The sequence below is a fragment of the Streptomyces sp. R28 genome, assembly GCF_041052385.1.
Classification (GTDB): domain Bacteria; phylum Actinomycetota; class Actinomycetes; order Streptomycetales; family Streptomycetaceae; genus Streptomyces.
The window spans coordinates 8,578,278-8,601,589 of the sequence record NZ_CP163439.1; the positions used below are offsets into that span (position 1 = coordinate 8,578,278).

Here is a 23,312-nt window from a genome sequence, read left to right on the forward strand (position 1 = left end):
GCCGGCCGATGGAGAGGAGCGCTTCATCCGGCTGCGCCGGCCTCGGACGTGGGCCCGGGCGCCCCCTCGTACCGGGCGGGCAGCGCGGAGGGCGCTCCTGGGCCGGTCAGACGAGGCGGCCGCAGGTGCCCCGGCATCAGCGGCCACGCCAGTCGGGTGATCTGCGCGATCTCGGCCCGGTACTGCGGCAACGCCGCGCGCAGCCGCCGCTGCACGGTGAGGAACCTCGCGGCCTCCTCCTCGCCGTACGGGCGTTGCTGCTCCCCGACCAGGGCCGGAACGGCGCCGGCCAGGTGGATCCAGGGCTGGTCGGCGTCCCGTTCGGTGCGGTGGGCCGCGCTGCCGTCGCGTCGCATGACGGCCACGGAGTCGACCGTCCGCGAGTGCTCGGCGGCCCGGACGGCATCCGCGACGGCCGCGAAGCACACGTCGTGACCGGACGCGGTGGTGAAGCGGGCCGGAAGGTTCTTGCGGCGCATCTCGGCGTATCGCACCGCGGTGCCCTGCCGGCTGTCCGCGGCCCGAACGCCCAGGGCGACCAGCTCCACCCGGTACCCCGCCTCGTGGTAGCGCGCGGCGCCGGCCAGCAACTGCCCGGCGCTGCCGGGAGCGATTTCCACCACCACGTCGCCGCGCCGGGCGCGCACGTACGCCTCGGCCTCTTCCTGCCAGGCCTGGTAGTCGGCACGGATCCGGGCGCCGGCCGTTCGCGGATCCACCTCGAGCAGCCGCAGATAGTCGGGGTGGGCCGCCTTGAAGTCGTCGCCCACGACCGCGGTCGGCCGCCTCAGGCGCAGGGCTTGCCGGACCAGACGGGCCGGCCGGGACTTGCCCGCACCCGGTTGGGCCATCACGTACACCGCGAGCGGGGCGTCGTGGGCGGTGATCTCGCCGAGGGCGGGCACGATCAACTCACGTAAGATCCGGCGATGTTCACCGGCCGACAGTCGGTGGTAGTCGACACCGGGCGGTCGGCTCAGTGGCTGCGCGATGCGGCGCACCGGCTCGGACAGCGCGATGACCCGCTCCACACAGCCGCGTACCGCCAGGCGCTGGTCGGCCGAGACTCGCAGGTCGGCCAGCCGCTCCTCGGTACCGAAGAGCTCCCGACCGAGCCGCCAGGTCTGCTCGGCGCTCCATGGCCTCACGTGCTCCGCCGTGACCACCGGCGCAGCGGCCGACGGCCGTCTCCACGCGCCCGCGGTCAGTTCGTTGCGGTAGAGCACTTCCCCATCGCGCCGGAACACCGTGACGCGGTCGGCCAGTCGCTCGTCCTCGATGACCCGAAGGGTGGCGAGCAGGCCGTTCACACATGCGTCGTGGTCCTCCCAGGAGACGAACCGGCCTGTGCGGGCGGCGTGAACCTGCCGTATGTAGCGGTCCAGCACGCCCAGTTGGCTCAGCGCCCCCGGCGCGGCCAGAACCGTCACGTCGATGCGGTGGCCGGCCGTCCGGAAGGCACGGGATGCGATCCGGAACTCCTCCGGGTCGGTGAGCGCCGCCTCGATCACCGCGTCCAGCCTGTGGGCGCGTACGTACTCCTCGACCTCGGCCTGCCACCGTCGCACGTCCGGCCGCACTTTCAGGCCCGCGGTCCGCTCGTCCTCGGCCAGCAGCACGGCGTACGACGGATGGAGCGCCTTGTACCGGTCGCCGTCGACACGCACCGCACCGCCCCTCCGGTTCAAGGACGCCTGCAGCAGGTCCGCGAGGCGGGACTTGCCGCTGCCGGGCTGCCCGGCGACGAAGACCGCGACGGGGTTCTCCTGGGCGACGGTGTCCCTGGTCCAGGTCGGCAGAACGTCCGTCCTGAGGATCTCCGCGTGCCGGTCCTCGTTCAGCACGACGGGCGCGATGTGCCAGTCCCGTCCGACCCGTTGACCTCTCCGTTTCACGCCCTTACCTTTCAGCCGTTCGTAATCACAGATGTTGTTCGCCATCCCGAACAGTCTTGATCGGCCCCCCCACGGAGAGGCAGTCCGCATGAGCCGCGACCCCGATCTGCCCCAGGTCCCCCACATACCCCCGTCCCCCAGTCGCAGACTGCTGCTGAAGGGCGCCGCAGCCGCCGGTGCCCTGACCGCAGCCTCTGCCCTTCCCGGCGTCGCCCACGCCGCACCTCCCAAGGCAGCCCCCTACGTGAATCCCCTCGTCTCCCAGCGCGCCGACCCGCACATCCATCGGCACACCGACGGCTTCTACTACTTCACGGCCACCGCCCCCGAGTACGACCGCATCATCCTGCGCCGCTCCCGCACCCTGAACGGCCTGTCCACGGCCGCCGAGTCGGTCATCTGGCGGGCCCACGCCACCGGTGACATGGGCGCGCACATCTGGGCGCCGGAGCTGCATCGCATCGGCGGCAAGTGGTACATCTACTTCGCCTCCGCGCCCGCCGAGGACGTGTGGAAGATCCGCATCTGGGTCCTGGAGAACTCCCACCCCAACCCCTTCAAGGGCACCTGGGTGGAGAAGGGCCAGGTCAAGACGGCCTGGGAGACCTTCTCCCTCGACGCCACCACCTTCACCCACCGTGGCACCCGCTACCTGTGCTGGGCACAGCACGAACCCGGGATGGACAACAACACCGGTCTGTTCCTCTCCGAGATGGCGAACCCGTGGACCCTGACGGGGCCTCAAGTGCGGCTGTCCACACCCGAGTACGACTGGGAGTGCGTCGGCTACAAGGTGAACGAAGGGCCGTACGCCCTCAAGCGCAACGGCCGGATCTTCCTCACCTACTCGGCGTCCGCCACCGACTACCACTACTGCGTCGGCATGCTCACCGCCGACGCCGACAGCGAACTCATGGACCCGGCCAGCTGGTCGAAGTCCCCCACCCCGGTCTTCACCAGCAACGACACCACCAAGCAGTACGGCCCCGGCCACAACTGCTTCACCGTTGCCGAGGACGGCCGCAGCGACGTCCTCGTCTACCACGCCCGCCAGTACAAGGAGATCGTCGGCGACCCACTGAACGACCCCAACCGCCACACCCGCGTCCAGAAGCTCGGCTGGAACGCCGACGGCACCCCGGACTTCGGCATACCCGTGGCCGACACGGCGACGGGCACGACTGCCGGGACGACCGCCGCGACCGTGAAGGAGAGTGCGTGATGACGAGACGTGCGTACGCGGTTCTGCTCGCCTTCTGTCTGGCCCTGGCCGGCGCCCTGGCCACCGCCGGCCCCGCCCAGGCGGCACCCCAGACCCTCACCAACGGCACCCAGTTCACCGACACTTCGGGCAGCCCCGTGCACGCGCACGGCGGCGGTGTCATCAAGGTCGGCTCCTACTACTACTGGTTCGGCGAGCACCGCAACGCCGACAACACCTTCCGGTACGTGGACGCCTACCGCTCCACCGACCTGAAGAACTGGGAGTTCAGGAACCACGTCCTGACCCAGTCGAGCGCCTCCGAGCTGGCCACCGCCAACATCGAGCGCCCGAAGGTCATGTACAACGCCTCCACCGGCAAGTTCGTCATGTGGATGCACAAGGAGAACGGCACCGACTACAGCGAGGCCCGCGCCGCCGTCGCCGTCTCCGACACCGTCGACGGCAACTACACCTGGCAGGGCAGCTTCCGCCCGCTCGGCCAGCACATGTCCCGTGACATCACGGTCTTCGTCGACACCGACGGCACCGGGTACATGGCCTCCGCAGCCCGCGAGAACTACGACCTGCAGATCTACCGCCTGACCAGCGACTACACGGGCATCGCCGCCCTCGTCGCCGACCCCTGGCACGGCGGCCACCGCGAGGCCCCGGCCCTGTTCAAGCGGAACGGCGTCTACTTCATGCTGACGTCGGGCGCGACCGGCTGGAACCCCAACCAGCAGCAGTACGCCACGGCCACCAGCATCGCCGGCCCGTGGACCGCCATGACGAACATCGGCGACTCCACGACCTACGGCTCGCAGACCGCGTACGTCCTCCCTGTGCAGGGCACCTCGACCACCTCGTACCTCTACCTGGGCGACCGCTGGGGCAACTCCTTCGGCGGCACCGTCAACGACTCCCGCTACGTTTGGCTGCCGCTGACCTTCCCCTCCACGACCTCGATGTCCATGTCCTGGACGCCGGAGGTCACCATCGACACGGCCACCGGCTCGATCAGCGGGACGAGCGCCACGTACAACACGCTGATCGCCCGGAACTCATCCAAGTGCGCCGACGTGACCAGCCAGTCGCTGTGGCAGGGCGCCCAGATCAAGCAGTACGACTGCAACGGCGGCAACAACCAGAAGTACTGGTTCAAGTCGGTGGGCAGCGGCTACTACCAGCTGCTGGTCAGGAACAGCTCCCTGTGCGTGCAGGAGAACGCGAGCACGGTCACCCAGGAGAACTGCAACGCCTCCTCGACCGGCCAGCAGTGGTCGGTGACCACCACCGGCTCCTATGTGAACATCAAGTCCCGCGCGAGCGGGGAGTGCCTGGACGTGAACGGCGCGTCCACCGCCAACGCCGCCGCGATCATCACGTACACGTGCAACGGCGCGACGAACCAGCAGTGGACGCGCGGGACATGAGGTGCCCTCAGGCGAGCAGGTCGATCGCGTCGATCGCCGTGCCCGCGCTGAGATAGCCGGTCAGCCCCGAACCGCTCACCACGTCGATCTTCAGCACGTTGTACTGGCCGGTGTCCGTCTGCCAGGCGGACGCCGGCACGCTGTACGTGAACGTGTGGTTGTTGCCGCGGTACGAACCGTTGGTCAGCGACCGGGTGTCCGGCTGGCTGGGCGGGGAGGGGACGGCGGACGTCCAGGCGCCGTTGACCGACACCTGGGGGCGGCCGTTGGCGTACGCCGTCGTCACCCCGATGCGCAGCGTGTGCGCGGCCCCCGCCTGCGCCGCCGTCAGCCGGAAGTACACCAGGATCCCGCTGTTGACGTCCTTCCAGAGGTAGCAGGGGAAGGACGCCGTCTCGTTGTTGCCGATCACCACGTTGCCGGTCCAGGAGGCCGCCCGGACGTCCGAGGGGTGCGCGTACGTCATCAGGTCGGCGTTCTTGAAGCCGCTCGGCGTGCCGTTCCAGTCGCCGATCCGCCAGATCGCGCTCGCGTTGCTCGGGTCGTTCGAGGACGGAATCGCGATCGTGTTGAGGGTGGTCGTGCCACCGGCCGTGACCGTCACCGAGCCCGTGTACACGGCGAGTTCGCCCTTGAAGACGGTGAGGGTGTACGTCCCCGGCAGCACACCCCCGATCGAGAAGAACCCGTCCGACGACCGTGCCGAACCCCAGTACTGCGCCGACGAGTTGGCGATCCCGACGGTGTACGGGTACGCCGTGTTCCGCCCGGATATCCCGACCCCGGCCACCTTGCCGCGCCCGCTCGCGCCGACGTACCCGGACATGCCGAGCGAGTCCGCCCACGAGGTGGTGAGCGTGCCCGGGAACAGTGACGAGGAGGGCGCCCCGCCGTCCGTGAAAGCGATGACGTACGGGCCCTGGAGGCCGAAGCGCTGGGCCTCGGTCTGGTTCTGGCCGTAGTACAGGATCTCGTACAGCCCACCGCCGTCCGCGCTCTGGTGCCGCAGCAGCGAGCGGTAGAACGGGCCGCCGGACGCCTTCTCGTGGTTGCTGCGCACCATCCACAGCCCGACGCTGCCGGTCTTCCAGCCGATGTAGTCGTAGTCCATCACCCGGAGCTTGGAGTAGTGCTTCGAGCGGGTCTGGCCGTCGGATTTCGCGAAGACGTCCGAGGCCTCGATGGTGCTGTTCGTGTACGTGTAGGAGTCGGGCTCGTCGTTGAGGAACAGGCCCTTCTTCACGCGCAGGATGTAGCGGGTCGCGGAGACCGAGGTGTCGGCCTTGTTGGTCCACAGGTAGATGTTGTTCTCGCCGCTGCGGGCCGCGTAGTAGTGCCGCAGCGTGCCGTACGCCACGGAGATCAGGATCGTCGAACCCGACTGCTTGATGGACACGGTGGACGAGCCGAGGCCGGACTCGATGTGCGAGTTCATGCCGCCGTAGCCCTGGTACTCCGTGCCGCGGTAGACCAGCGAGGTCAGGTCGCCGTTGGACTTGCTGACCTTGAAGACGAGGTTGGCGCCGGTGTCGACGACGTAGTTCGAGCCGTCGTCGCTCCAGCCGAAGGCCGCGGCGGAAGCGGTGCCGCTCAGCGCGGCTGTGCCTGCGGCGGCCGCGGTGCCGAGCACGAAGGTGCGGCGTCGGACCGGTCTGTTGGCGGATCCGGACATGGGGGGGGTGCCTCCTTCGAGAGGTGATCCGAGAGGTGGTTCGCGAGGTGGTTCGAGAGGTGTGGGGGGTGGTGCGGTGAGAGCGAGGGTGACAGTTGAATCGATTTCGCGAAAGGGCTTTCGATGGCAGGAGATTGGCAATCTTGTGAAATGAGTCCAAGGGCTAGAAAGCGCTTGCTCCACGCGGTACGGTCCCAGCGCCAGGCCTTGTCGTCCTGTGGAGGAGCCGACGAATGAGACGTTTCAACCGCGCCGTCCTGGCGGCGGTGACGCTGAGCACCGGCCTGTCCGCCCTGTCGGCCGTACCGGCCCAGGCGTACGGCGCCCAGCGTCCCCTCGGCATCGGGAACTGCACCGCCACCGCCTGCCACTTCGACGTCCCGGCCGGCACGTACGACGTGAAGGTCCTCCTCGGCGGCGAGGCCGCGTCGAGCACGAGCGTCACCGGTGAGACCCGCCGCGCCCTGCTCCCCGAGACGGCCGCCCCGGCCGGCGAGCGCGTCGCCCGCAGCTTCACCGTGAACGTCCGCACGCCCGAGGGTGAGCCGACGGGCCCCACAGGGACTCCCGGCCTGGACCTGGTCCTCGGCGGGTCGGCACCCGCGCTCGCCGACATCAAGGTCACCCCGGCCCGGCACGCCCGCCAGATCTTCCTCGTCGGCGACTCCACGGTCTGCGACCAGCCGGGCGACCCGTACTCCGGCTGGGGCCAGCAGCTGCCGCAGTACCTCCGCAAGGGCGTGTCCGTCGCCAACTACGCCGACTCCGGCGAGAGCACGGTCACCTACCTCGCCGACTCCCGCCTGTGGGCCACCGTCCAGCCGCAGATCCGCCCCGGCGACCTGGTCCTGATCCAGCTCGCCCACAACGACAAGACGACCGACGAGGCGACCTACCGCGCCAACCTCGAAACGCTGGTGGCGGGCGTACGGGAGAAGGGCGGCCGGCCCGTTCTCGTCACCCCGATCGTGCGCCGCTGGTTCAACGCCGACGGCACGCTGAACAACGGCACGGCCCTGCTGGTGAACGGCCTCGGCGTGGACCACCCGGCCGTCATCCGCTCGGTCGCCGCCGCCGAGGATGTCCCCCTGATCGACCTGACGGCGAAGACGAAGGCGCTGGTGGAGTCCCTGGGCGTCGAGGCATCCAAGGCGCTGTACCTCTACAACGAGAAGCGGGACAACACCCACACCTCGGTGCACGGCGCCACGGTGTACGCGGATCTGGTCCGCGACGAACTCGCCGCCCTGCATCTGGTGCCGCAGGGCCTGGTGCGGGTGGGATGAACCCCTGGGGCGCCCTGACCGGAACCGGGGCGCCCCAGGTCTGAACCGAGCCGGCGAGAAAGAGGACCGATGCACCTGCCCCCCGACGACCGCACCCGCAGCCCGCACACCGGCTACACCCGCGCCCACTGGGAGGCGGCCGCCGACGCCCTGCTCGCGGCGACGGAGCCGTACGCCACCGAGGACCGCGCCCTCTACCACTTCCCCGGCGACCGCCAGAGCTGGTCGGGCCGCCTCTCCGACGGCCTGGAGGGCTACGCCCGTACGCTGCTCCTCGCGGCCTTCCGCCGGGACGAGACGGCGTTGGAGCGCTACGCCGACGGACTCGCGGCCGGCGTCTCGGGGGTCTGGCCCCGCGTCGAGGACCGCAGCCAGCCCCTGGTCGAGGCGGCGTCGATCGCCCTCGCGCTGCGGCTGACGCGGCCGCTGCTGTGGGACCGGTTGGACGACGGGGTGCGGCAGCGGGCGGCGGCCTGGCTCGGGGACGCGGTGACGGCCGAGGCCTGGCCCTGCAACTGGGAGTTGTTCCCGGTGACGGTGGGCGGCTTCCTCCAGGAGGTCGGCCACGAGGCCGAGGAGTCGCGCAAGGCGATCGACCGGGGGCTGGAGCGCATCGAGGACTGGTACGTCGGCGGCGGCTGGTACACCGACGGCGACGGCCGCAAGTTCGACTACTACAACGGCTGGGCCATGCACCTGTACCCGGTGCTGCACGCCTGGCTGGCGCAGGACGAGCGGCTGTCGGAGCTGTACGGGGGTCGGCTCTCACGGCATCTGGAGGACTACGCCCGCCTGTTCGGCGCCGACGGCGCCCCCATGCACCAGGGCCGCTCCCTGACCTACCGTTTCGCGACCACGGCCCCGCTGTGGCTCGGCGCCCTGACGGGCCGTACGCCGCTCGCGCCCGGGGAGACGAGGCGGCTGGCCTCCGGCGCGCTGAAGTACTTCCTGGAGCGGGGCGCCGTGGACGAGCAGGGCCTGCTGACCCTCGGCTGGCACGGCCCCGACGAGGCGGTCCTGCAAGGCTATTCGGGCCCGGCGTCCCCGTACTGGGCGAGCAAGGCCTTCCTCGGCCTGCTTCTCCCCGCCGACCACGAGGTGTGGACGGCGGTGGAGGAACCCGCCCCCGTCGAGCGCGCGGACGCGGTCACCGCCGTCGCCGCTCCCAACTGGCTGCTGCAGTCCACGCGTTCCGACGGCCTGGTCCGCCTCCACAACCACGGCAGCGAGGACGTCCGCTACGACCCGTACTACACGCGCCTCGCCTACTCGACGGTGACGGAGCCTTCGTCGTCGTACGACAACAGCGTGATCGTCGGCGACGATCCGAGCCGCAGCGACATCGTGCCGCTGGGTGCGGGGGAGGGCGTGGGCGGCGGCTGGGTGGCCTCGCGGCACTCGGTCGGTGACGGGACGCGGGTGACGAGCGTGGTGCTCGCGCGGGGGGCCGTGGAGGTACGGGCCCATCTGGTGGCGGGTGCGGCGCCGGGGACGCCCGTTCGCATCACCGGCTGGGCCGCGCGGGACGGGGTCCGCGCCGAACTCCGCCCCGTCGCCCGGCTCGACGACGACCTCGCCGGCGTCACCGACGCCGAACCCACCCTCTTCGTCGCCCTCGCCCGGCTCACGGCCGAACCGGAACCCGCGCCGCTCGACGAGTCGGTGACCGTGCGCCTGGATGACGACGGCGGGATTCACGTCCGCTGGAACGACGGCCGTGCCGTCCGCGTGCGGTTGACGGACGGCGACGGTGACGCCGGCTGCGTGCGGGTCGATACGGCTAGCGGCTGACCTCCTGGGCCGTGATGCCCGCCCGGTCCAGTGCCCTGGCGACGGCGGGCGGCTCCGGCGGGTCACCGTCGGGATGGGTGCGCAGGCGCTCCAGCAGCAGCCGTGCGTCCAGCCGGTACGCCTCGGCGTCGGCCAGGATGCTGTCAACGCCCGGGCCGCCGGCCGTGTCGTCGTAGTGGAGCGCCAGCTCCCGCAGCAGGTCACCGCGGTCGACGAGGCTGCTCATCCCGCAGTCCAGACCGTCGTCCTCGAGGCTCTCGGGGTAGGGCGCCCGGCTCCACGTCCCGTTCTCGTACCAGTAGACACAGCCGAGTTCGTACCCTTCCAGCCGGTCGTGCAGCTCCTCGTAGGGCAGCCAGTCGGGCCCGCCCGCCAGTATGTCGATCGGCGGCTCGTGCCACTTCACGCCGCTCGACTCGTCCTCGCCGTAGAGCACGAACCGGCCCTCGCCCCTCCTGGACAGGATCCACCAGGTGCACCCGGCGTCGTCCCAGTGCAGGCCCTCCTCGTCGATCCAGTGGCCGGTCCGGTGCACGCTCGGACACTGCTCCCGCTCCGAATTCGCCTCCACGGCGGCGAGCAGCGCCCACCGCGCCCACAGCTCCTCGCCCGACGGAAGGTCCTCCGGCCGACCCGGTCGATGAATGGTCATGCGAGCCCCCGTGTGTTCTCGTCGTGTTCGCGTCGCGATGATGATCGCCGCAACAGTACGACGTTCGGAACCTCGGGGTCCCAGGGACCTCAGGGCTTCAGACGAGCGATCTGCAGAGTCGTCGTGGTCGGCGACGCGCCGGTCAGGGGCGTCGCGTACGACGGCTTGACGGGCACGGACGCCCAGGTCAGCGTGGTGTCCTTCTGGACCGCGATGTCGCCGGTGATCCGGGTGCCGACGCCCTTCGTGGCGCTCTGGAACGTGCCGTTCCAGTCGATGAGCCGGAAGGACGTGCCTGCGAAGGTGCCGGTGCAGGTGCCGTTCGCGCACTTGGCGTTCTTCAGGGACTCCCAGGACAGCAGGAGGCGGTCCTTGCCGTACGGGGCGAGGCGGACGTTGACGTGCTCGACGCCCTTGGTGCCGGACAACTGGATCGCTTTGCCCGCAGGCGTGTTGCGGTTCTTGAGGAAGGCGACGGCCACCTGGTGGGTGCTGGTCTTCGGGGTGACCGTCCAGCCGCGCCCGCTGGAGTCGTCGGAGTTCTTCTTGGCCGAGGCGGCGCCGCGGGAGGCGAAGGCCGTGGCGTAGCGGCCGGTGGCCGACTTCACGAGGTCACCGGTACGGCCCGCGAACGTGCCGCCGCAGTAGCCCGCCCAGCACTGCTCGCGCTGCACGACCGGGGCGTTGTCGGGCGCGCCGATCCCTGTCGACACGAACAGCCCCGAGCGCCAGTCGTCGAAGCAGAGGGAGGTGAAGGCGCCGGTCTTCTCGGCAGCGAGGGCGATGCCCTCGTTGTGGCTGCACCCCCAGCTCCAGCCCCCGCTGAGCTTGGCACCCTTGGCGCCGACGTATGACAGCTTGTCGCCGAAGTGCCCGTCGGCGAAGCCGCCCGCACCGTGCACGACGAAGTACGCGCCGTACTTGGTGCCGTTCCAGGTGAGCTGGCCGTCGAGGGTCGGTGCCGTGTCGTGGGAGGAAGTGCCGATCAGCTTGGTGCGGAAGATCTGCTTGCCGTTCGTGTAGCGGATCAGCGCGGCCGCCGTCTCCTTCCACTTGTTGGTGTCGGCGACCCGGGTCAGCAGCGCGAAGCCGTCATTGTGCGCGACCAGACCGCCGACCTCCTTGGTTCCCTTGACGATCGTGTCGGCGCCCGAGCGCTTCCCGGCGGCGGTCAGCGGCGTGACGTGGATGCCGTCCGAGGCGGGCCAGGCCACCCGCAGGGTGCCGTTCGGGGCCGCCGCCGTCGCCGTGCGCGTCCACTCGCGGGTGTTGTTGTAACCGGCCGACAGATAGGGGAACTTGGCCGGCAGGTGCACCGTGGTGGTCGTGGGGTGAGGCTGGGGGCGGCGCTCGGGGCGGCGCCGGCGGTGGCGTACCAGGCGCCCACCAGGGCGGCGGTGGCGGCGAGGCCCGCGATGAGCGGCCCCCGGGCGGCGTGGGCCCGGCGATGGCCGGGCGCGCCGGATGCGCCGGATGCGGAGGCGGACGTCGTGCGTCTTGCGGAAGTCATGTATCCCGGTCGCCGCCGAGGCCGACAAAGTTGCTGAAGTTTCACAGACCGTGGCCGGCTCACTTCGGCCGGCACCGAAACGACGCACGCCTAGCGTTCGGAGCATGAGCGAAATCGTCCCTCCGACCCCCGCCGACGCCGTCACCGCCATGGTCGGCCACGTCCTCACCCTCGCCGCGACCTGGCCGAACTGGGACGGCGAGCCCACCCACGTCGACGACCGCGTCTACACCCCGCACAAGGCGATCCGCCGGGTCGCCGACCACCTCATCGACCATCTGGCCGAGCTGGAGGCCCGGCTGGCCGGCGAGGAGCCCCAGCCCGACCACTGGCACGCCTCCACCGTCACCACCGAGGCCGACCTCGCCCCCTTCACCCCGCAGGACCTGGACGAGGCCCGCAGCCGGCTGACCCGCCTCGCCCGCATCTGGGCGAACCGGCTGGACGCCCTCAGCGACGACCAGCTCGACCACTCGCCCGGCGAAGGCTGGAGCTTCCGCGAACTCGCCCACCACCTGGAAGGGTCGACCTACTACGCCGACGCCGTAGGAGACCTGTCGTGACCGCCGCCGACTCGGAGGACCTCGCATGACCGCCTTCGCCGAACTCCACCACGGTGACGAGCCCCTGCTGCTCCCCAACGCCTGGGACCACGCCTCGGCGAGGGGGCTCGCCGCCGAGGGCTTTCCCGCGATCGGTACGACGAGCCTCGGTGCCGCCGCGGCCGCAGGCCTGCCCGACGGGACATCGGCCACCCGTGACGAGACACTCCGGCTCGCCCTCGACCTCGGCTCGGATCCGTATCTCGTCTCGATGGACGCGGAGGACGGATACAGCGAAGACCCCGGCCGGGTGGGGGAGTTCGCCCGTCAGCTCCAGGCCGTCGGGGCCGTCGGAATCAACCTGGAGGACCGGCTCGGCTCCGTCGCGCTGCACGCCGCGAAGATCGCCGCGGTCAAGTCGGCGGCACCCGGCCTCTTCGTCAACGCCCGCACCGACACGTACTGGCTGGGTGACGGAACGGAGACCGACGAGCGCCTCGACGCCTATCAACAGGCGGGTGCCGACGGCGTGTTCGTGCCGGGACTCACCGAACCCCGCCGGATCGCCGCCCTGGTGAGGCGCCTCGACGTTCCCCTCAACATCCTCTACACCCCGACCGGCCCCACCGTCCCCCACCTCGCCGACCTCGGCGTCCGTCGCGTCAGCCTCGGCTCGCTGCTCTACCGGCGGGCACTCGGCGCGGCACTGGAAGCGGCCGTGGACATCAGGGAGGGGCGGACACCGCAGGGGGCCCTTCCGTCGTACGGTGCGGTGGACGCGCTCAGCCGCCGGGGCGACCTGCCTCACAGCGCCGGGCCGTAGCTTCCTGTTAGCCTTGACTCTTTTCCGGGTATCAGACCCTTTGGACTCATCACCGGCGAGGGACCGAGGAACCATGACCATGGACATCCCCGGCGACAGGCGCCTTGCGGCCGCCGTCGTGATGGACGACAAGCAGCGGGTGCTTCTGGTGCGCCGCAGCGAGAAGGAGCGGTTCCTGCCGCGGGTGTGGGGTGTCCCCTGCGGGAAGCTGGAGCCCGGTGAGAGTGCCCAGGACGGCGCCCTGCGGGAGCTGAAGGAAGAGACCGGACTGCTCGGCGAAATCGTCCGCAAGGTCGGCGAGTCGTCCTTCCTCAGCGACTACCGGGGGCACGAGATCAAGAACTGGCAGGAGAACTTCCTGGTCAGGCCATTGTCTGCGAGCCTCACCCTCCCCGAGCCTGATCAGGACGCGCGGTGGCTCGGCCGGTCCGAGCTGACCAGCGTGGAGGTCGACGCGTACAACCTCGACATCGTGCACCAGGCCTTCACCGAGTCCTGAGCCCGTAGGGGCACTTCCGCACGGCGAGCTGCACACAGTGAGCACATGGGCAACACATGGGGAAAGCCCTGCGGGAGCGGGCACGCTCTTGTCGCAGCTGCCCCCAGCCGACTGGTTCGTGGCCGGATACGGCACCCAGGAGGCCGCCAACGGCCCGGCCGGGCAGACCCACCCCGGCGGCGGCGTCCGGCTGAAGGCGCCCGTCACCTTCGACGCCCTCAACGACTCCTGGGCGCGCCTGGCCATGACCGCGCCGCAGGGCAACGGCGGTGCCTGCTACGGCGACTCGGGCGGCCCCGACTTCGCGGTGATCGGCGGCAAGAACGTCCTGGCCGCCACCACGATCACCGGGGACACCCCGTGCTACGCGACGAACGTGACGTGCCGCCTGGACACCCCGGGCGCCCGAGCCTTCTTGTCGCCGTTCGTGAAACTCCCGTGAACCGGGCGGGTGCCGCAAGCCGTCACGTGGCCCCCTCACGAAGCCCCGCCACAAGCGCCCGTCACAAGGCCCTGAGCCGTTCCGCCAGATCGCTCAACGCGCCCAGATAGTCCCGCACATCCAACGGCACCTTCTCCACCGCACCCGGATGCGGGCCCGCCGCCGTGAACACATCCGTGTGCCGCCGCCGCCCCGCACCCGTCTCCAGGAACAGCGTCACCGTCGGTGCGTCCGTGTCGCACCAGGCCCGGTGCAGGGTGTGCGCGGGCAGGGCGTACGAGCTGCCCGCCGCGTACTGCCCCACATGCGTCAGCCGCAGCCGCGCCGCACCGGCCGGCTCCAGCACCCAGTCCGCCGACCGCTGCGCCAGCGACTCCTCGTACCGGGCCGCCGCGATACCGCCGACTCCGGCATCGGCGTCATCGCCTCCCTCTTCGCGGATCTCGTCGCAGACCTCGTACAGCTCCATGGCCAGCCGGCCCTGTACGACATAGGAGGCCAGCGGTGAACGGTGGTTGTGGATGTCCTCCTCGCCGATCCCGCCCGCGCCCGGATGCCACACGTGCGCGCGCAGCATGTGGCGCGGGCCGCCGTCGATCAGCAGCAGCTTGTCGAAGCCGAGGACATGGCGGTACGACAGCCGTGCGCAGCCCTCCGGATCACCCTCCCCGGAGGCGAGTTCGGCGATCAGCTCGGGCAGCCGGTCGGGGGAGCCCAGTTCGGTGACGACGGAGCGGGCAGCGGACGCCAGCCGGTGCTCGGGCAGTTCACCGTCCAGTGCCCCGGCCAGCAGCCGCCGCGTCGCCAGGACCTGCCGACCGCCCATGCACTCATCCTCCAACGACCGCTTGTGACATCCGAGTTCAGCCACCCGGCTGATACATCCATACGGCATGCGCGCGCAGCGTCGAAAGACCTTGATAGGTCATCCACATGGGCCGCCGCAGCTCGGTGCTGTCGCCCCGCCCCCAGAACCAGACACCGTCCGTCTGCCCCGCCCACACCGCGGCGACGGCCCCGTCCAGCCGTACCCGCCACTCCTCCTCCAGCCCGTCGGCGCGGGCGATCTCCACGGCGCCCGGTGAGAGCAGGGCGCGGGCCACCCAGGAGGCGGTGAAGTGCCGTACGTTCAGCACCTCGTGGCGTGAGGGGTCGTCCGTGCGCGGCCGGCGTACCTCCTCGTGCAGGCTCCTGAGGTCCGCGCAGGTGTCGTGCGACGCCTCCGGGCAGGTCAGCAGCCAGCGGACGCCGTCCTCGCGGGCGGCGCGCGCACCGGCGTTCTCGCCGAGGACCCGGGCGGCCCGGTCGAGGGCGACGACCGCCTGTGCGGTGTGCAGCGGCGACGGCCAGCCGTGCGGCGGGTCGAGGCGGTAGCCCCAGCAGCGCAGATGGTCGCGGCGCGCGTCACTGATCGCGCCGTCCGCGAGGGCCTCGCGCAGCACGGGAAGGACCTCGGAGCGGGGCGCGGCACGCAGCAGCCCGCGCAGCACGGTCGTCACGACATGGGTCGACTCCCGCCCGGCGCGGTCGAGTTGGCGCGTGAAACCGCTGGTGCACCGGTCCACCTCCGCGGTCAGCCGCTCGGCGGAGGCGCCGGCCCGGGCCAGCGCGCCCAGCACCAGCGCGGTGACCTCCGGACGCGCCTCGGACCCTTGCGAGCGCGCCGACCAGCCGCCGTCCGGGAGCCGCAGCCGCCACAGCGTGTCCACCAGGTCGCCGGTGCTCAGCCGTCCTTCGGGCACGCCGAGGTCGAGCATGATGTGCAGGCCGTACGCGGTGCCGACGGGGGTGGGGCGGGAGGGCGAGTCCTCGCCGAGGGAGTGCGGCCAGCCGGTGAGCCGTCCGAGCTCCGGGTCGTCCATGACGGACACCTGCTCGACGAGGCTGTCGTAGGCGGAGGCGAAGGCATGGGGGAGCGGGCCGGACGCCCCCGGCGCCATGGCAGCGGGCCCCACGGCGGTGCCCGGTGCCCGCTCGCCGGCCGCTGCCCGGGCCCGCAGCAGCGCCGCCGCCAGCCAGGCCGCGACGGAGGTGCCGAGCCCGCTGATGCCGGCGATCAGATAGCGGGCGGCCGAACCGTCGATGGAGCCGGGCAGCACGCTGAACAGGAACTGGAAGACGCCGTAGCCGGCGGCCACGCAGCCGAGGCCGCCGAGCCAGCCGACGAAACGTGCCGGGGGTGAGCCGTGCGGGGGTTCCTCGTCGGGAACGCGCGGCGTGGGACGGGTCTGCCGGGACCTCAGGGGGCCGCGTCCGAGCTGCTGTTGGGACAAGACACGCTCCCTCCCCCGTGGCGGCGGCGTGTGACCTCCGCGAAGCTTCCAGTCTAAGTGGTCAGGGTGACAACTGGGGCGGCTGCCGGTCGTGCTCGCCGCGTGGCCAGTTCACGAGTGCCACGTGCAGGGCGTCGACGGCGCGCTCCCATGACTTCCGTACCTCACGGGGAGCGCCGAAGGCGCCGGTGGACTCCAGAGAGCAGTAGCCGTGGAAGGTGCTGCGCAGCAGGCGGACGGCGTCGGTGAGGTCGGGTTCCTCCAGGCCGTAGGCGCGGAGCATGCCGTAGGTGATCTCGGCGGTGCGGCGCATGGCGGGGGAGTCGGCGGCGAGGGCCTGGTCGACCCGGATCTGGGTCGCGGCGTATCGGCCCGGGTGCTGAAGGGCGTACTCCCGATACGCGTCCGCGAAGGCCGCGAGCGCGTCCTTGCCGGCGCGTCCGGCGACGGCGGCGGCGATCCGGTCGATCATCTCGCCGCCGGCCAGCAGCGCGACCCGAGTCCGCAGGTCCTGGAGGTTCCTGACGTGCGAGTACAGGCTCGCGTCCTTCACCCCGAAGTGCCGGGCCAGCGCGGACAGGCTGACCTTCTCGAACCCGACCTCGTCGGCGAGATCGGCCGCCGCCGCGGCGAGACGGTCGGCGGTGAGTCCTGCGCGGGCCATGGGGTGGGTGACCTCCGGATGCGTGACCTGGCCTGGGGCCCTGGACCCCTGGACCCTTCGAGACCTAGAGGCCCTAGGGGGCATCCTAGTGAGGTCAGCCTCCTGCGAGGAACTTCCGCACCGCGGAGCGGAACTCCCTCGGACGGGGCCCATGGACACTGTGCCCGGCCGGGATCGTGACGAGCCGCCCCGCCGGGAAGCGCCCCGCCATCTCGGCGATCACCTTCTGCGGCAGATGGCTCTCGGGACCGCCCGCGACGACGAGCGTCGGGACCTTGATCCCCGGCGGAGCGTCCCACCACGCCGGATCCGGGGCGTTGAGCTGTCGGACGATCGCGGGCCGGGCCGCCCAGTCGAAGTCGAGCGGCCCCGGCGGGCGCTGTGGCGCCGGGGAGGGGTCTCCTCCAGGACCAGGCGAGCGACGCGCTCGGGATGGCCGGCCGCCAGCAGGTAGGCCAGCACACCGCCGAGGCTGGATCGTGGCCGGCTCGGCCTTCCTGCGCCAGAACGGCGTACGGGTCGGCGACCGGGTCAGCCTGGAGAAGGGCGGCCGGACCGAAGCGGTGCTGGTCGTGGGGGAGTTCATGCAGAGCAATGCCCGGGTCGTCGCAGCCGGCTGGTCGACGCTGACGGCACTGGCCCCGCACGAGAAGCCCATCAGCTACCACGTCGGACTCCGCGACGGCAGCGACCCGGCCGCCTACGCCCGCGCGGCCCGGGCCGCCGACCCAGGGATCACACCGGACGTGCGGGGCTCCAACGCCATCACGCAGACCGTCATGGGCTCGGCCTCGGCCCTCACCCTGATGCCGGCCGTCGTCGCGTCGCTCGGCGTCTTCAACACGGTCGTTCTCAACACCCGTGACCGGCGGCGCGACTTGGGCATGCCGAAGTCGATCGGCATGACGCCGAGGCAGGTGACGGTGATGACGGTGACGTCGATGGCGGTTCTCGGCGCGATCGGTTCCCTGCTTGGCATCCCCCTGGGCGTGGCGGGCTACGACCTGGTCGTCCCGCCATGACGGCCGCCGTGGACATCACCCTGCCCGCCTCCATGACGGACGTCTGGCAGGCCCCGGCGCTGGCCGCACTCGCCCTGGCGGGGCTGGTGATCGCGGTGCTGGGGGCGTTCGTTCCGGCGCGCAGGGCTGGGCGGCTGACCATCGCGGAGGTGTTGCGGAGCGAGTGAGCGGGAGCGGCGGCCGTGCGGGAGCGGGCGGCGGCGCCCTGACTACCGTTGCTCCGTATGACCACCACAGAGATCGAAATCACCGCGGAGCTGGTCCGGGACCTCCTGCAGGACCAGCACCCCGACCTCGCCGACCGCCCCGTGAAGCTCGGCGCGCGGGGCTGGGACAACCAGCTGTGGCGGCTCGGCGACGACCTCGCCGTCCGGTTGCCCTGGGCGACGCAGGCCGCGGACGCGCTGCTGCGCAAGGAGCACGCCTGGCTTCCCGCCCTCGCCCCTCATCTGCCCTTGCCGGTCCCGGTCCCGCAGCGCCTCGGCGAGCCGTCCGAGCGGTTTCCGCGGCCCTGGATCGTCACCACCTGGGTACCGGGCTCGCCTGCCGATCAGGCGCCCGCCACGCGCGCAGCCGAGGCGGCCGACACCCTGGCCGCCTTCCTGACGGCTCTTCACCGCCCCGCCCCCGACGGGGCGCCGGCCGGCCGTGGCCGCGGGGGGCCGCTGGCCGACCACGCCGAGGGGGTGGCCGAAGGCTTGGCCTCGGCCACCGAGATGGGGCTGATCCCCGACCCGGACGCCGTCCGCGCGGTCTGGGAGGACGCCGTCGCCGCGCCCGAGTGGACCGGCCCGGCGCTGTGGCTCCACGGCGACCTGCACCCGGCCAACATCCTCACCGAGGACGCCTCCTTCTGCGGCGTGATCGACTTCGGCGACCTCTGCGCGGGCGATCCGGCCTGCGACCTCGCCGCCCCTTGGATCCTGCTGCCGGACGGCGCCGCCGACCGCTTCCACGCCGCCTACCAGCCGGCCCCCGATGCCGCGACCCTGCGCCGGGCCCGCGGCTGGGCGGTGATGCGCGCCCTCGGCGGCATCCTCATCGGAGAGGCGGGTGTCCGGGGCCGGCCCGGAGGCAAGGCCACCTGGGGCCCACCCGGCCAGGCCGCACTGCGCCGCCTCACCGCGACGGGCCGCCGCTAGGCGGGTGAGGCTGCCTGTGCCGGTGCCACACGGCTCAGCTGCAGCCCGGTCAACGGCCTCTGGGACACCTGGTCCTGAAGCCGCCACCCGTACTGACCGAGGCGCTGCGCCACATAACCCGCGCCCACGGCACGGTACGTACGCAGGGGGATCGTCGCCTGCGGCTGCTTCCACTTGACCAGCTTGGCGAGCTTGGCCTCGACGCGCGCCTGGTAGAAGGCGACATCCCCTTCGTGACGGAGCTCGGGCAGCGTCACGAACCAGAGGGGCCACCACGGGAAGACCCGGAACACGGCGTCGATGAACTTCTCGTATCCCCGCTCCACGCCGGGAATCAAGCTGAGCAGTTCGATCACGAGGCCGAAGGCCAGGAGCGCCAGCAGGAGCGCCGTGCACAACATCCAGTGCACCGGTGCGTACACGGTGGTGAGCAGGAACTGGCACGTCAGCCGAGTGGTGCCGCGAGTGGGCAGGGGGTCCCAGGACGGGTCGCGGTGCATGAGGTTCTTCCGAGAGGGGACGAGCGGGCGGACAAGGGCCGGTCGGACGGCGGCCGTTCACATTGTGCAGTGCCGCCCACCCGCCTGCGGCTGCGGGGGTGGGCGGCCGTCGTGCGAGCCGTCAGCCGATCGGCGCGTACAGCACTCCCAACTTGTCGATCTCGTCGCCCGCCCGCCCCGTGAACCCGACGATCTGCCAACCGGACGGTGCCGTGAACGTCTTGGAGTCCGACATCGCCGTACCGGCGGACAGCGAACGTCCCTTGTCCGTGGTGAACGACGCCGAGAAGATCCGCGTACGCCCGTCCTTCTGGCCCTGCGTCAGCTTTACGGCGGTGAGGTGCTCGCCCGAAGCCAGGGTCAGGGACGTCGCCGTGCCGCCCGTGCCGCCGTGGGTGAGGGCCGTGCCGCCGTCGTGCGTCAGGGACACCGCGTCCAGGCGGGAGCTGCCGCGCAGGGTCAGGGTGCGCGGCGACACCGACGTCGGCAGGTCGTCCGCGTCGTTGAAGGCGGTGCCGTGCGGGCCGCCGATGAAGTCGCCGGCCCTCAGGGAGGAGTTGAGGGTGTAGGAGAAGTCGACCGTGTGCGGGAAGTGGTCGGAGAGGTTGCCGCCCGCGGAGTCCAGGAAGGACGCCCACTCGTTGTTGTAGCGGGTGGCATTGAGCGTCAGGAGCTTGCTGCCGCGGTAGAGGACCTTGTCGACGACCTCGCAGCCGTTCGGCGGCGCCGTCGTCGGGCACACCAGCGCGTCCGCGCCCTGCGTCGGCCGGACACCGCCCTTGGCCAGCTGCACCCACGCGTCCGTCAGACCGTTCTTGTCGGCGAGGGTGCGGATGTTGTCGCCGCTGCGGGTGTACCGGGTGTTGGTGTCACCCATGACGACGACCGCGTTGCCGGACGAGTTCGCCTGGATGAAGTCCGACAGCTGCTCGACGTTGGCGCGGCGGGCGGCCAGCGCGTCGTCCGTGTCGTCGGCATTGGTGTGGACGTTGTAGAGGTCCACGAAGACGCCCTCGGCGAGCCGGACCCGGGCGAGCGAGAAGCCCTTGGGGGTCAGGCAGTTGGTGCCGGTGCATTTGTTCCACTTCACCCGCTCGAAGTCCTCGAAGGCGTAGTCCGAGAGGGTGTTGAGGCCGTCGCCGAACGGCACGCCGCCGCTGGTCGCGGTGCGGTACGGGTGGTTGTCGCCCGCGTAGAGGGCCGCGTGGTAGTTGAAGTCCTCCTGGACGTTCACGATGTCGTACGCCGCCAGCCGCGGCGAGATCAACGGGGTGTTCTTCTCCGGGTTGCCGGAGCTCAGGCCTTCCGGAAGGCCCGCGACGTTGTAGGTCAGGACGTTGAAGGTGCCGGTGGTGGCGGCCACCGCGGGGGTCGAGCCGGTGGTGGCGAGGCCGGTGAGGGCCAGGGCTGCGGCCGCGAGCGTGCCGATCAGTCTTCTCATGTGGGGGTGTCTCCGAGGGGTGAGGTGGGTGAGTGGGTGAGGCGGGTGAGGTGGGTGAGGTAGGGGGAAAGGAAGGTGAGCGCTGCTCAGGTTCGGTGTCAACCAGGGTGACGTACAAGGGCGGTTGGGGAAACAGTGAGGGACGGGGCGTTCCGCCGCGTCCAGGGCGCCCGGCCGCCACTCCCCGCTCGTTCAACGTTCATGTTTCGCCTTGATCCTCCACACATGGCGCAGCAGCGCCGTAGGAGGCAGCCGCAGAAGGCAGCGGCATCAGGAGGGGCACATGGGACACGGGCACGCGCACGGTCATCATCACCACCACGGACACGACCACGACCATGGCCACTCGCACGATGCGGCGGTGTCCGCCCTGCCCGCCGCCTTCGACACCTCCGTGCCCGACGAGGCCCTGAGCCCCGAGCAGCAGTCGCGCCGCACGCTGCTGCGCCGGGCGGGTCTGCTGGGCGCCGGACTGGCCGCCGGCAGTGTCGTCGCCCCGACTCCGGCCGCCGCCTCCGTACCGGCCGCGTCCGCCGCTTCCGGTGGCCGCAGGACGAACGGCTTCCTGTGGCTGGCCGGTGACCACCACATCCACACGCAGTACAGCAGCGACGGCAAGTACCGCGTCGTCGACCAGGTCCGCCAGGGTGCCAGGCACGGCATGGACTGGCTGGTCATCACCGACCACGGCAGCGAGACCCACGCCAGGATCGGCGTCGAGAAGGTCAACCCGGACATCCAGGCCGCCCGGGCCGCCCACGAGGACACGCTCGTCTTCCAGGGCCTGGAGTGGAACATCCCGGCCGCCGAGCACGGCACCGTCTTCGTGCACCCCGGCAGGAACGAGGTCTCCGTCCTCAAGCAGTTCGAGACCGACTACGACGGCAGCGTGAAGGGCGCCGGCGACTCCACGCCCGCCAACGAGGCGCTCGCAGTCGCGGGCCTCAACTTCCTTGCGGAGCAGGTGGAACGGCGCAAGGTCAAGGACGCGCTGATGCTCGCCAACCACCCGGCTCGGCGCGGTGTCGACTCCCCGCACGAGATCCGCGGCTGGCGGGACGCGACCGCTTCGCGCCAGATCGCCGTGGGCTTCGAGGGCGCCCCGGGCCATCAGGCGGCCGGCCTCCCCGCCCCCCTCGGCATGGCCCGCGCCCGCGGCATCTACGACAACAGCCCCAGCGCCAACTCCTTCGCCGGCTACCCGCTGGAGAGCTACCGCACCTGGGGCGGCTTCGACTGGATGACGGCCACGGTCGGCGGCCTTTGGGACAGCCTCCTCGCCGAGGGCAGGCCGTGGTGGATCACCGCCAACTCCGACTCCCACCAGGTGTACGCGGACACGGCGGTGCGCGGCACCGGCGGCGACTTCACCACCGACGGCCGCCACCCGGACCCGGTCTACGGCGGCCGGATCGACATCACCCAGGGCGACTACTGGCCCGGCCAGTACAGCCGTACGCACGTCGGTGCCGACGGCTTCTCCTACGCCGCCGTCATGGACGGCATCCGCGCGGGCCGCATCTGGGTCGACCACGGCCGGCTCGTCAGCGCCCTCGATGTCCGCGTGACGGGCGGCCGCCGCTGGGCCACACTGGGCGGCGCCCTGCATGTCAGGAAGGGAACGAACGTCACACTGACGGTCGACGTGGCGCCGGCGGGCGGCCCCAACTGGGCAGGCTTCGTCCCCACATTGGCCCGCGTGGACGTCATCCAGGGCGATGTGACCGGCCCGGTCGCGGACAAGGACACCTTCACCGCGCCGACGGCGAAGGTGGTCAAGTCCTACGAGGTGAACAAGTCGACCGGCATGGTCCGCCTCACCTACGACCTCGGCAAGGTCGACCACCCCGTCTACGTCCGCCTGCGCGGCACCGACGGCAACCGCACCGCCGTCGGCGCGATGGGTGCCGCCGTCGACCCGGCCGGCCCGGCCATCGACGTCGTCGGCGACGCCGACCCGTGGCGCGACCTGTGGTTCTACTCCAACCCGGTGTGGGTCCTGCCCTCGTGACCCCCTACGCTCTGACCGTGGACGCAGACGTCCGGGACCTCCGCGCGGCCGACCACCTGCTCCACACCTTCGCCACCGAACTCGCCCTGCCCGACGGCACGTTCGGCTGCACCCACCTGGTGCGGGGAGACCGCCCACACGTGGCCGTCTCCCTCACCCTCCCGTCCGAGCCGCTCCTGCGTACCGCCCAGGAGCGGCTCACCGCCCGGGGACACACGGTGTCGCGCGGCACGCCGGACACGACGGGCCGGGCGGTGCTCTACCCCGGGGCCGCCTCCATCACCGGCACGCTGACGATCGCGGACGTACTCACGCGCTCCGCGATCGACCGCGTGACGGTCCTGGGCTCCCCGACTCGACCGGCCCTGAACACACCGCTGGTCACGTGGGAGCACATACGCCCGCTCTGGCAGGACGACGAACTCGTCCTCACCACCATGCCGGCCGTGGGCGGCACCCTCGTTCCCTTCGAGGTGCCGGATCCGACGCCGTGTTGTGCGGACCACTGAG

At 71.3% G+C, this 23,312-nt stretch carries 22 protein-coding genes; 13 read left to right on the forward strand and 9 right to left on the reverse strand.

Annotation, left to right across the window (positions count from 1 at the left end; all coding sequences use genetic code 11):
* Positions 1–23: 23 nt before the first annotated feature.
* Entirely contained in the window at positions 24–1,895 is a 1,872-nt protein-coding gene (locus tag AB5J49_RS37550) for a zeta toxin family protein (protein ID WP_369173301.1), read from the reverse strand.
* 88 nt (positions 1,896–1,983) lie between these two features.
* Between AB5J49_RS37550 and AB5J49_RS37555 the strand changes: the two genes are divergently transcribed.
* Positions 1,984–3,117, forward strand: a complete 1,134-nt coding sequence (locus AB5J49_RS37555) for a glycoside hydrolase family 43 protein (RefSeq protein WP_369173302.1) — start codon at positions 1,984–1,986, stop codon at positions 3,115–3,117.
* Positions 3,117–4,532 (forward strand): RICIN domain-containing protein, encoded by a 1,416-nt coding sequence (locus AB5J49_RS37560; protein ID WP_369173303.1) that lies wholly within the window; start codon positions 3,117–3,119, stop codon positions 4,530–4,532. Before AB5J49_RS37555 ends, AB5J49_RS37560 begins: the two co-directional genes overlap by 1 nt.
* Before the next feature lie 7 nt (positions 4,533–4,539).
* Here the strand turns inward: AB5J49_RS37560 and AB5J49_RS37565 are convergent, their stop codons facing one another.
* Complete coding sequence (locus AB5J49_RS37565) at positions 4,540–6,204, reverse strand: rhamnogalacturonan lyase B N-terminal domain-containing protein (RefSeq protein ID WP_369173304.1); 1,665 nt, start codon at positions 6,202–6,204, stop codon at positions 4,540–4,542.
* A 233-nt stretch (positions 6,205–6,437) separates the two neighbouring features.
* On the opposite strand from AB5J49_RS37565, the gene AB5J49_RS37570 reads away from it, so the two are divergent.
* A complete protein-coding gene (locus AB5J49_RS37570; RefSeq protein ID WP_369173305.1) occupies positions 6,438–7,490 on the forward strand; it encodes a rhamnogalacturonan acetylesterase in 1,053 nt (350 codons plus the stop codon).
* A gap of 69 nt (positions 7,491–7,559) precedes the next feature.
* Complete coding sequence (locus AB5J49_RS37575) at positions 7,560–9,281, forward strand: DUF2264 domain-containing protein (protein WP_369173306.1); 1,722 nt, start codon at positions 7,560–7,562, stop codon at positions 9,279–9,281.
* On the opposite strand, the gene AB5J49_RS37580 is transcribed toward AB5J49_RS37575, so the two are convergent.
* Positions 9,271–9,933, reverse strand: coding sequence for a hypothetical protein (locus AB5J49_RS37580; protein ID WP_369173307.1), 663 nt, complete (start codon positions 9,931–9,933; stop codon positions 9,271–9,273). The two genes, AB5J49_RS37575 and AB5J49_RS37580, sit on opposite strands and share 11 nt — an antisense overlap.
* Positions 9,934–10,022: 89 nt before the next feature.
* Positions 10,023–11,249, reverse strand: a complete 1,227-nt coding sequence (locus AB5J49_RS37585; RefSeq protein ID WP_369173308.1) for a hypothetical protein — start codon at positions 11,247–11,249, stop codon at positions 10,023–10,025.
* A 298-nt stretch (positions 11,250–11,547) separates the two neighbouring features.
* Between AB5J49_RS37585 and AB5J49_RS37590 the strand changes: the two genes are divergently transcribed.
* The 4 genes from AB5J49_RS37590 (at position 11,548) to AB5J49_RS37605 (ending at position 13,749) form a co-directional block, all read left to right on the forward strand.
* Entirely contained in the window at positions 11,548–12,006 is a 459-nt protein-coding gene (locus tag AB5J49_RS37590) for a hypothetical protein (RefSeq protein ID WP_369173309.1), read from the forward strand.
* 25 nt (positions 12,007–12,031) lie between these two features.
* Positions 12,032–12,808, forward strand: a complete 777-nt coding sequence (locus tag AB5J49_RS37595; protein WP_369173310.1) for an isocitrate lyase/phosphoenolpyruvate mutase family protein — start codon at positions 12,032–12,034, stop codon at positions 12,806–12,808.
* A gap of 79 nt (positions 12,809–12,887) precedes the next feature.
* Entirely contained in the window at positions 12,888–13,307 is a 420-nt protein-coding gene (locus AB5J49_RS37600) for an NUDIX hydrolase (RefSeq protein WP_369175388.1), read from the forward strand.
* Positions 13,308–13,395: 88 nt separating this feature from the next.
* Entirely contained in the window at positions 13,396–13,749 is a 354-nt protein-coding gene (locus AB5J49_RS37605) for a hypothetical protein (RefSeq protein WP_369173312.1), read from the forward strand.
* 61 nt (positions 13,750–13,810) lie between these two features.
* Here the strand turns inward: AB5J49_RS37605 and AB5J49_RS37610 are convergent, their stop codons facing one another.
* From AB5J49_RS37610 to AB5J49_RS37620, 3 genes are all read right to left on the reverse strand, one after another.
* Entirely contained in the window at positions 13,811–14,575 is a 765-nt protein-coding gene (locus tag AB5J49_RS37610) for a hypothetical protein (protein ID WP_369173313.1), read from the reverse strand.
* 37 nt (positions 14,576–14,612) lie between these two features.
* On the reverse strand, positions 14,613–16,022 hold the full coding sequence (locus AB5J49_RS37615; protein WP_369173314.1) for a hypothetical protein: 1,410 nt from the start codon (positions 16,020–16,022) through the stop codon (positions 14,613–14,615).
* Positions 16,023–16,083: 61 nt separating this feature from the next.
* Positions 16,084–16,686 (reverse strand): TetR-like C-terminal domain-containing protein, encoded by a 603-nt coding sequence (locus tag AB5J49_RS37620; protein WP_369173316.1) that lies wholly within the window; start codon positions 16,684–16,686, stop codon positions 16,084–16,086.
* A gap of 479 nt (positions 16,687–17,165) precedes the next feature.
* Here AB5J49_RS37620 and AB5J49_RS37625 point away from each other — a divergent pair, with 479 nt between their 5' ends.
* Genes AB5J49_RS37625 through AB5J49_RS37635 form a run of 3 tightly spaced genes read left to right on the forward strand, consistent with a single transcriptional unit; the run spans position 17,166 to position 18,850 of the window.
* Entirely contained in the window at positions 17,166–17,708 is a 543-nt protein-coding gene (locus tag AB5J49_RS37625) for an ABC transporter permease (protein WP_369173317.1), read from the forward strand.
* Positions 17,705–17,875 carry a hypothetical protein gene (locus AB5J49_RS37630; protein WP_369173318.1) on the forward strand — a complete coding sequence of 57 codons (171 nt, stop codon included), beginning with the start codon at positions 17,705–17,707 and terminating at the stop codon, positions 17,873–17,875. Before AB5J49_RS37625 ends, AB5J49_RS37630 begins: the two co-directional genes overlap by 4 nt.
* Before the next feature lie 57 nt (positions 17,876–17,932).
* Positions 17,933–18,850, forward strand: coding sequence for an aminoglycoside phosphotransferase family protein (locus AB5J49_RS37635; protein WP_369173319.1), 918 nt, complete (start codon positions 17,933–17,935; stop codon positions 18,848–18,850).
* On the opposite strand, the gene AB5J49_RS37640 is transcribed toward AB5J49_RS37635, so the two are convergent.
* Together AB5J49_RS37640 and AB5J49_RS37645 are read right to left on the reverse strand one after the other, a co-directional pair.
* Complete coding sequence (locus AB5J49_RS37640) at positions 18,847–19,350, reverse strand: hypothetical protein (protein WP_369173320.1); 504 nt, start codon at positions 19,348–19,350, stop codon at positions 18,847–18,849. The two genes, AB5J49_RS37635 and AB5J49_RS37640, sit on opposite strands and share 4 nt — an antisense overlap.
* Before the next feature lie 121 nt (positions 19,351–19,471).
* Positions 19,472–20,791 (reverse strand): jacalin-like lectin, encoded by a 1,320-nt coding sequence (locus AB5J49_RS37645; RefSeq protein ID WP_369173321.1) that lies wholly within the window; start codon positions 20,789–20,791, stop codon positions 19,472–19,474.
* A 283-nt stretch (positions 20,792–21,074) separates the two neighbouring features.
* On the opposite strand from AB5J49_RS37645, the gene AB5J49_RS37650 reads away from it, so the two are divergent.
* Both AB5J49_RS37650 and AB5J49_RS37655 read left to right on the forward strand, forming a co-directional pair.
* Positions 21,075–22,802: a PHP domain-containing protein gene (locus tag AB5J49_RS37650; protein ID WP_369173322.1), complete on the forward strand. Its 1,728-nt coding sequence runs from the start codon at positions 21,075–21,077 to the stop codon at positions 22,800–22,802.
* A gap of 17 nt (positions 22,803–22,819) precedes the next feature.
* Positions 22,820–23,311 carry a hypothetical protein gene (locus tag AB5J49_RS37655; RefSeq protein WP_369173323.1) on the forward strand — a complete coding sequence of 164 codons (492 nt, stop codon included), beginning with the start codon at positions 22,820–22,822 and terminating at the stop codon, positions 23,309–23,311.
* The last annotated feature ends 1 nt before the right edge of the window (position 23,312 follow it).

What these genes read in the sequence shown, in the direction of transcription:
- AB5J49_RS37555 (WP_369173302.1), top strand. Translation starts at nt 1,984, where the DNA reads ATGAGCCGCGACCCCGATCTGCCCCAGGTCCCCCACATACCCCCGTCC.
- AB5J49_RS37640 (WP_369173320.1), bottom strand. Translation starts at nt 19,350, where the DNA reads ATGCACCGCGACCCGTCCTGGGACCCCCTGCCCACTCGCGGCACCACT.
- AB5J49_RS37650 (WP_369173322.1), top strand. Translation starts at nt 21,075, where the DNA reads ATGGGACACGGGCACGCGCACGGTCATCATCACCACCACGGACACGAC.
- AB5J49_RS37580 (WP_369173307.1), bottom strand. Translation starts at nt 9,933, where the DNA reads ATGACCATTCATCGACCGGGTCGGCCGGAGGACCTTCCGTCGGGCGAG.
- AB5J49_RS37610 (WP_369173313.1), bottom strand. Translation starts at nt 14,575, where the DNA reads ATGGGCGGTCGGCAGGTCCTGGCGACGCGGCGGCTGCTGGCCGGGGCA.
- AB5J49_RS37560 (WP_369173303.1), top strand. Translation starts at nt 3,117, where the DNA reads ATGACGAGACGTGCGTACGCGGTTCTGCTCGCCTTCTGTCTGGCCCTG.
- AB5J49_RS37595 (WP_369173310.1), top strand. Translation starts at nt 12,032, where the DNA reads ATGACCGCCTTCGCCGAACTCCACCACGGTGACGAGCCCCTGCTGCTC.
- AB5J49_RS37575 (WP_369173306.1), top strand. Translation starts at nt 7,560, where the DNA reads ATGCACCTGCCCCCCGACGACCGCACCCGCAGCCCGCACACCGGCTAC.
- AB5J49_RS37570 (WP_369173305.1), top strand. Translation starts at nt 6,438, where the DNA reads ATGAGACGTTTCAACCGCGCCGTCCTGGCGGCGGTGACGCTGAGCACC.
- AB5J49_RS37565 (WP_369173304.1), bottom strand. Translation starts at nt 6,204, where the DNA reads ATGTCCGGATCCGCCAACAGACCGGTCCGACGCCGCACCTTCGTGCTC.
- AB5J49_RS37630 (WP_369173318.1), top strand. Translation starts at nt 17,705, where the DNA reads ATGACGGCCGCCGTGGACATCACCCTGCCCGCCTCCATGACGGACGTC.
- AB5J49_RS37645 (WP_369173321.1), bottom strand. Translation starts at nt 20,791, where the DNA reads ATGAGAAGACTGATCGGCACGCTCGCGGCCGCAGCCCTGGCCCTCACC.
- AB5J49_RS37620 (WP_369173316.1), bottom strand. Translation starts at nt 16,686, where the DNA reads ATGGCCCGCGCAGGACTCACCGCCGACCGTCTCGCCGCGGCGGCGGCC.
- AB5J49_RS37635 (WP_369173319.1), top strand. Translation starts at nt 17,933, where the DNA reads ATGACCACCACAGAGATCGAAATCACCGCGGAGCTGGTCCGGGACCTC.
- AB5J49_RS37600 (WP_369175388.1), top strand. Translation starts at nt 12,888, where the DNA reads ATGGACATCCCCGGCGACAGGCGCCTTGCGGCCGCCGTCGTGATGGAC.
- AB5J49_RS37590 (WP_369173309.1), top strand. Translation starts at nt 11,548, where the DNA reads ATGAGCGAAATCGTCCCTCCGACCCCCGCCGACGCCGTCACCGCCATG.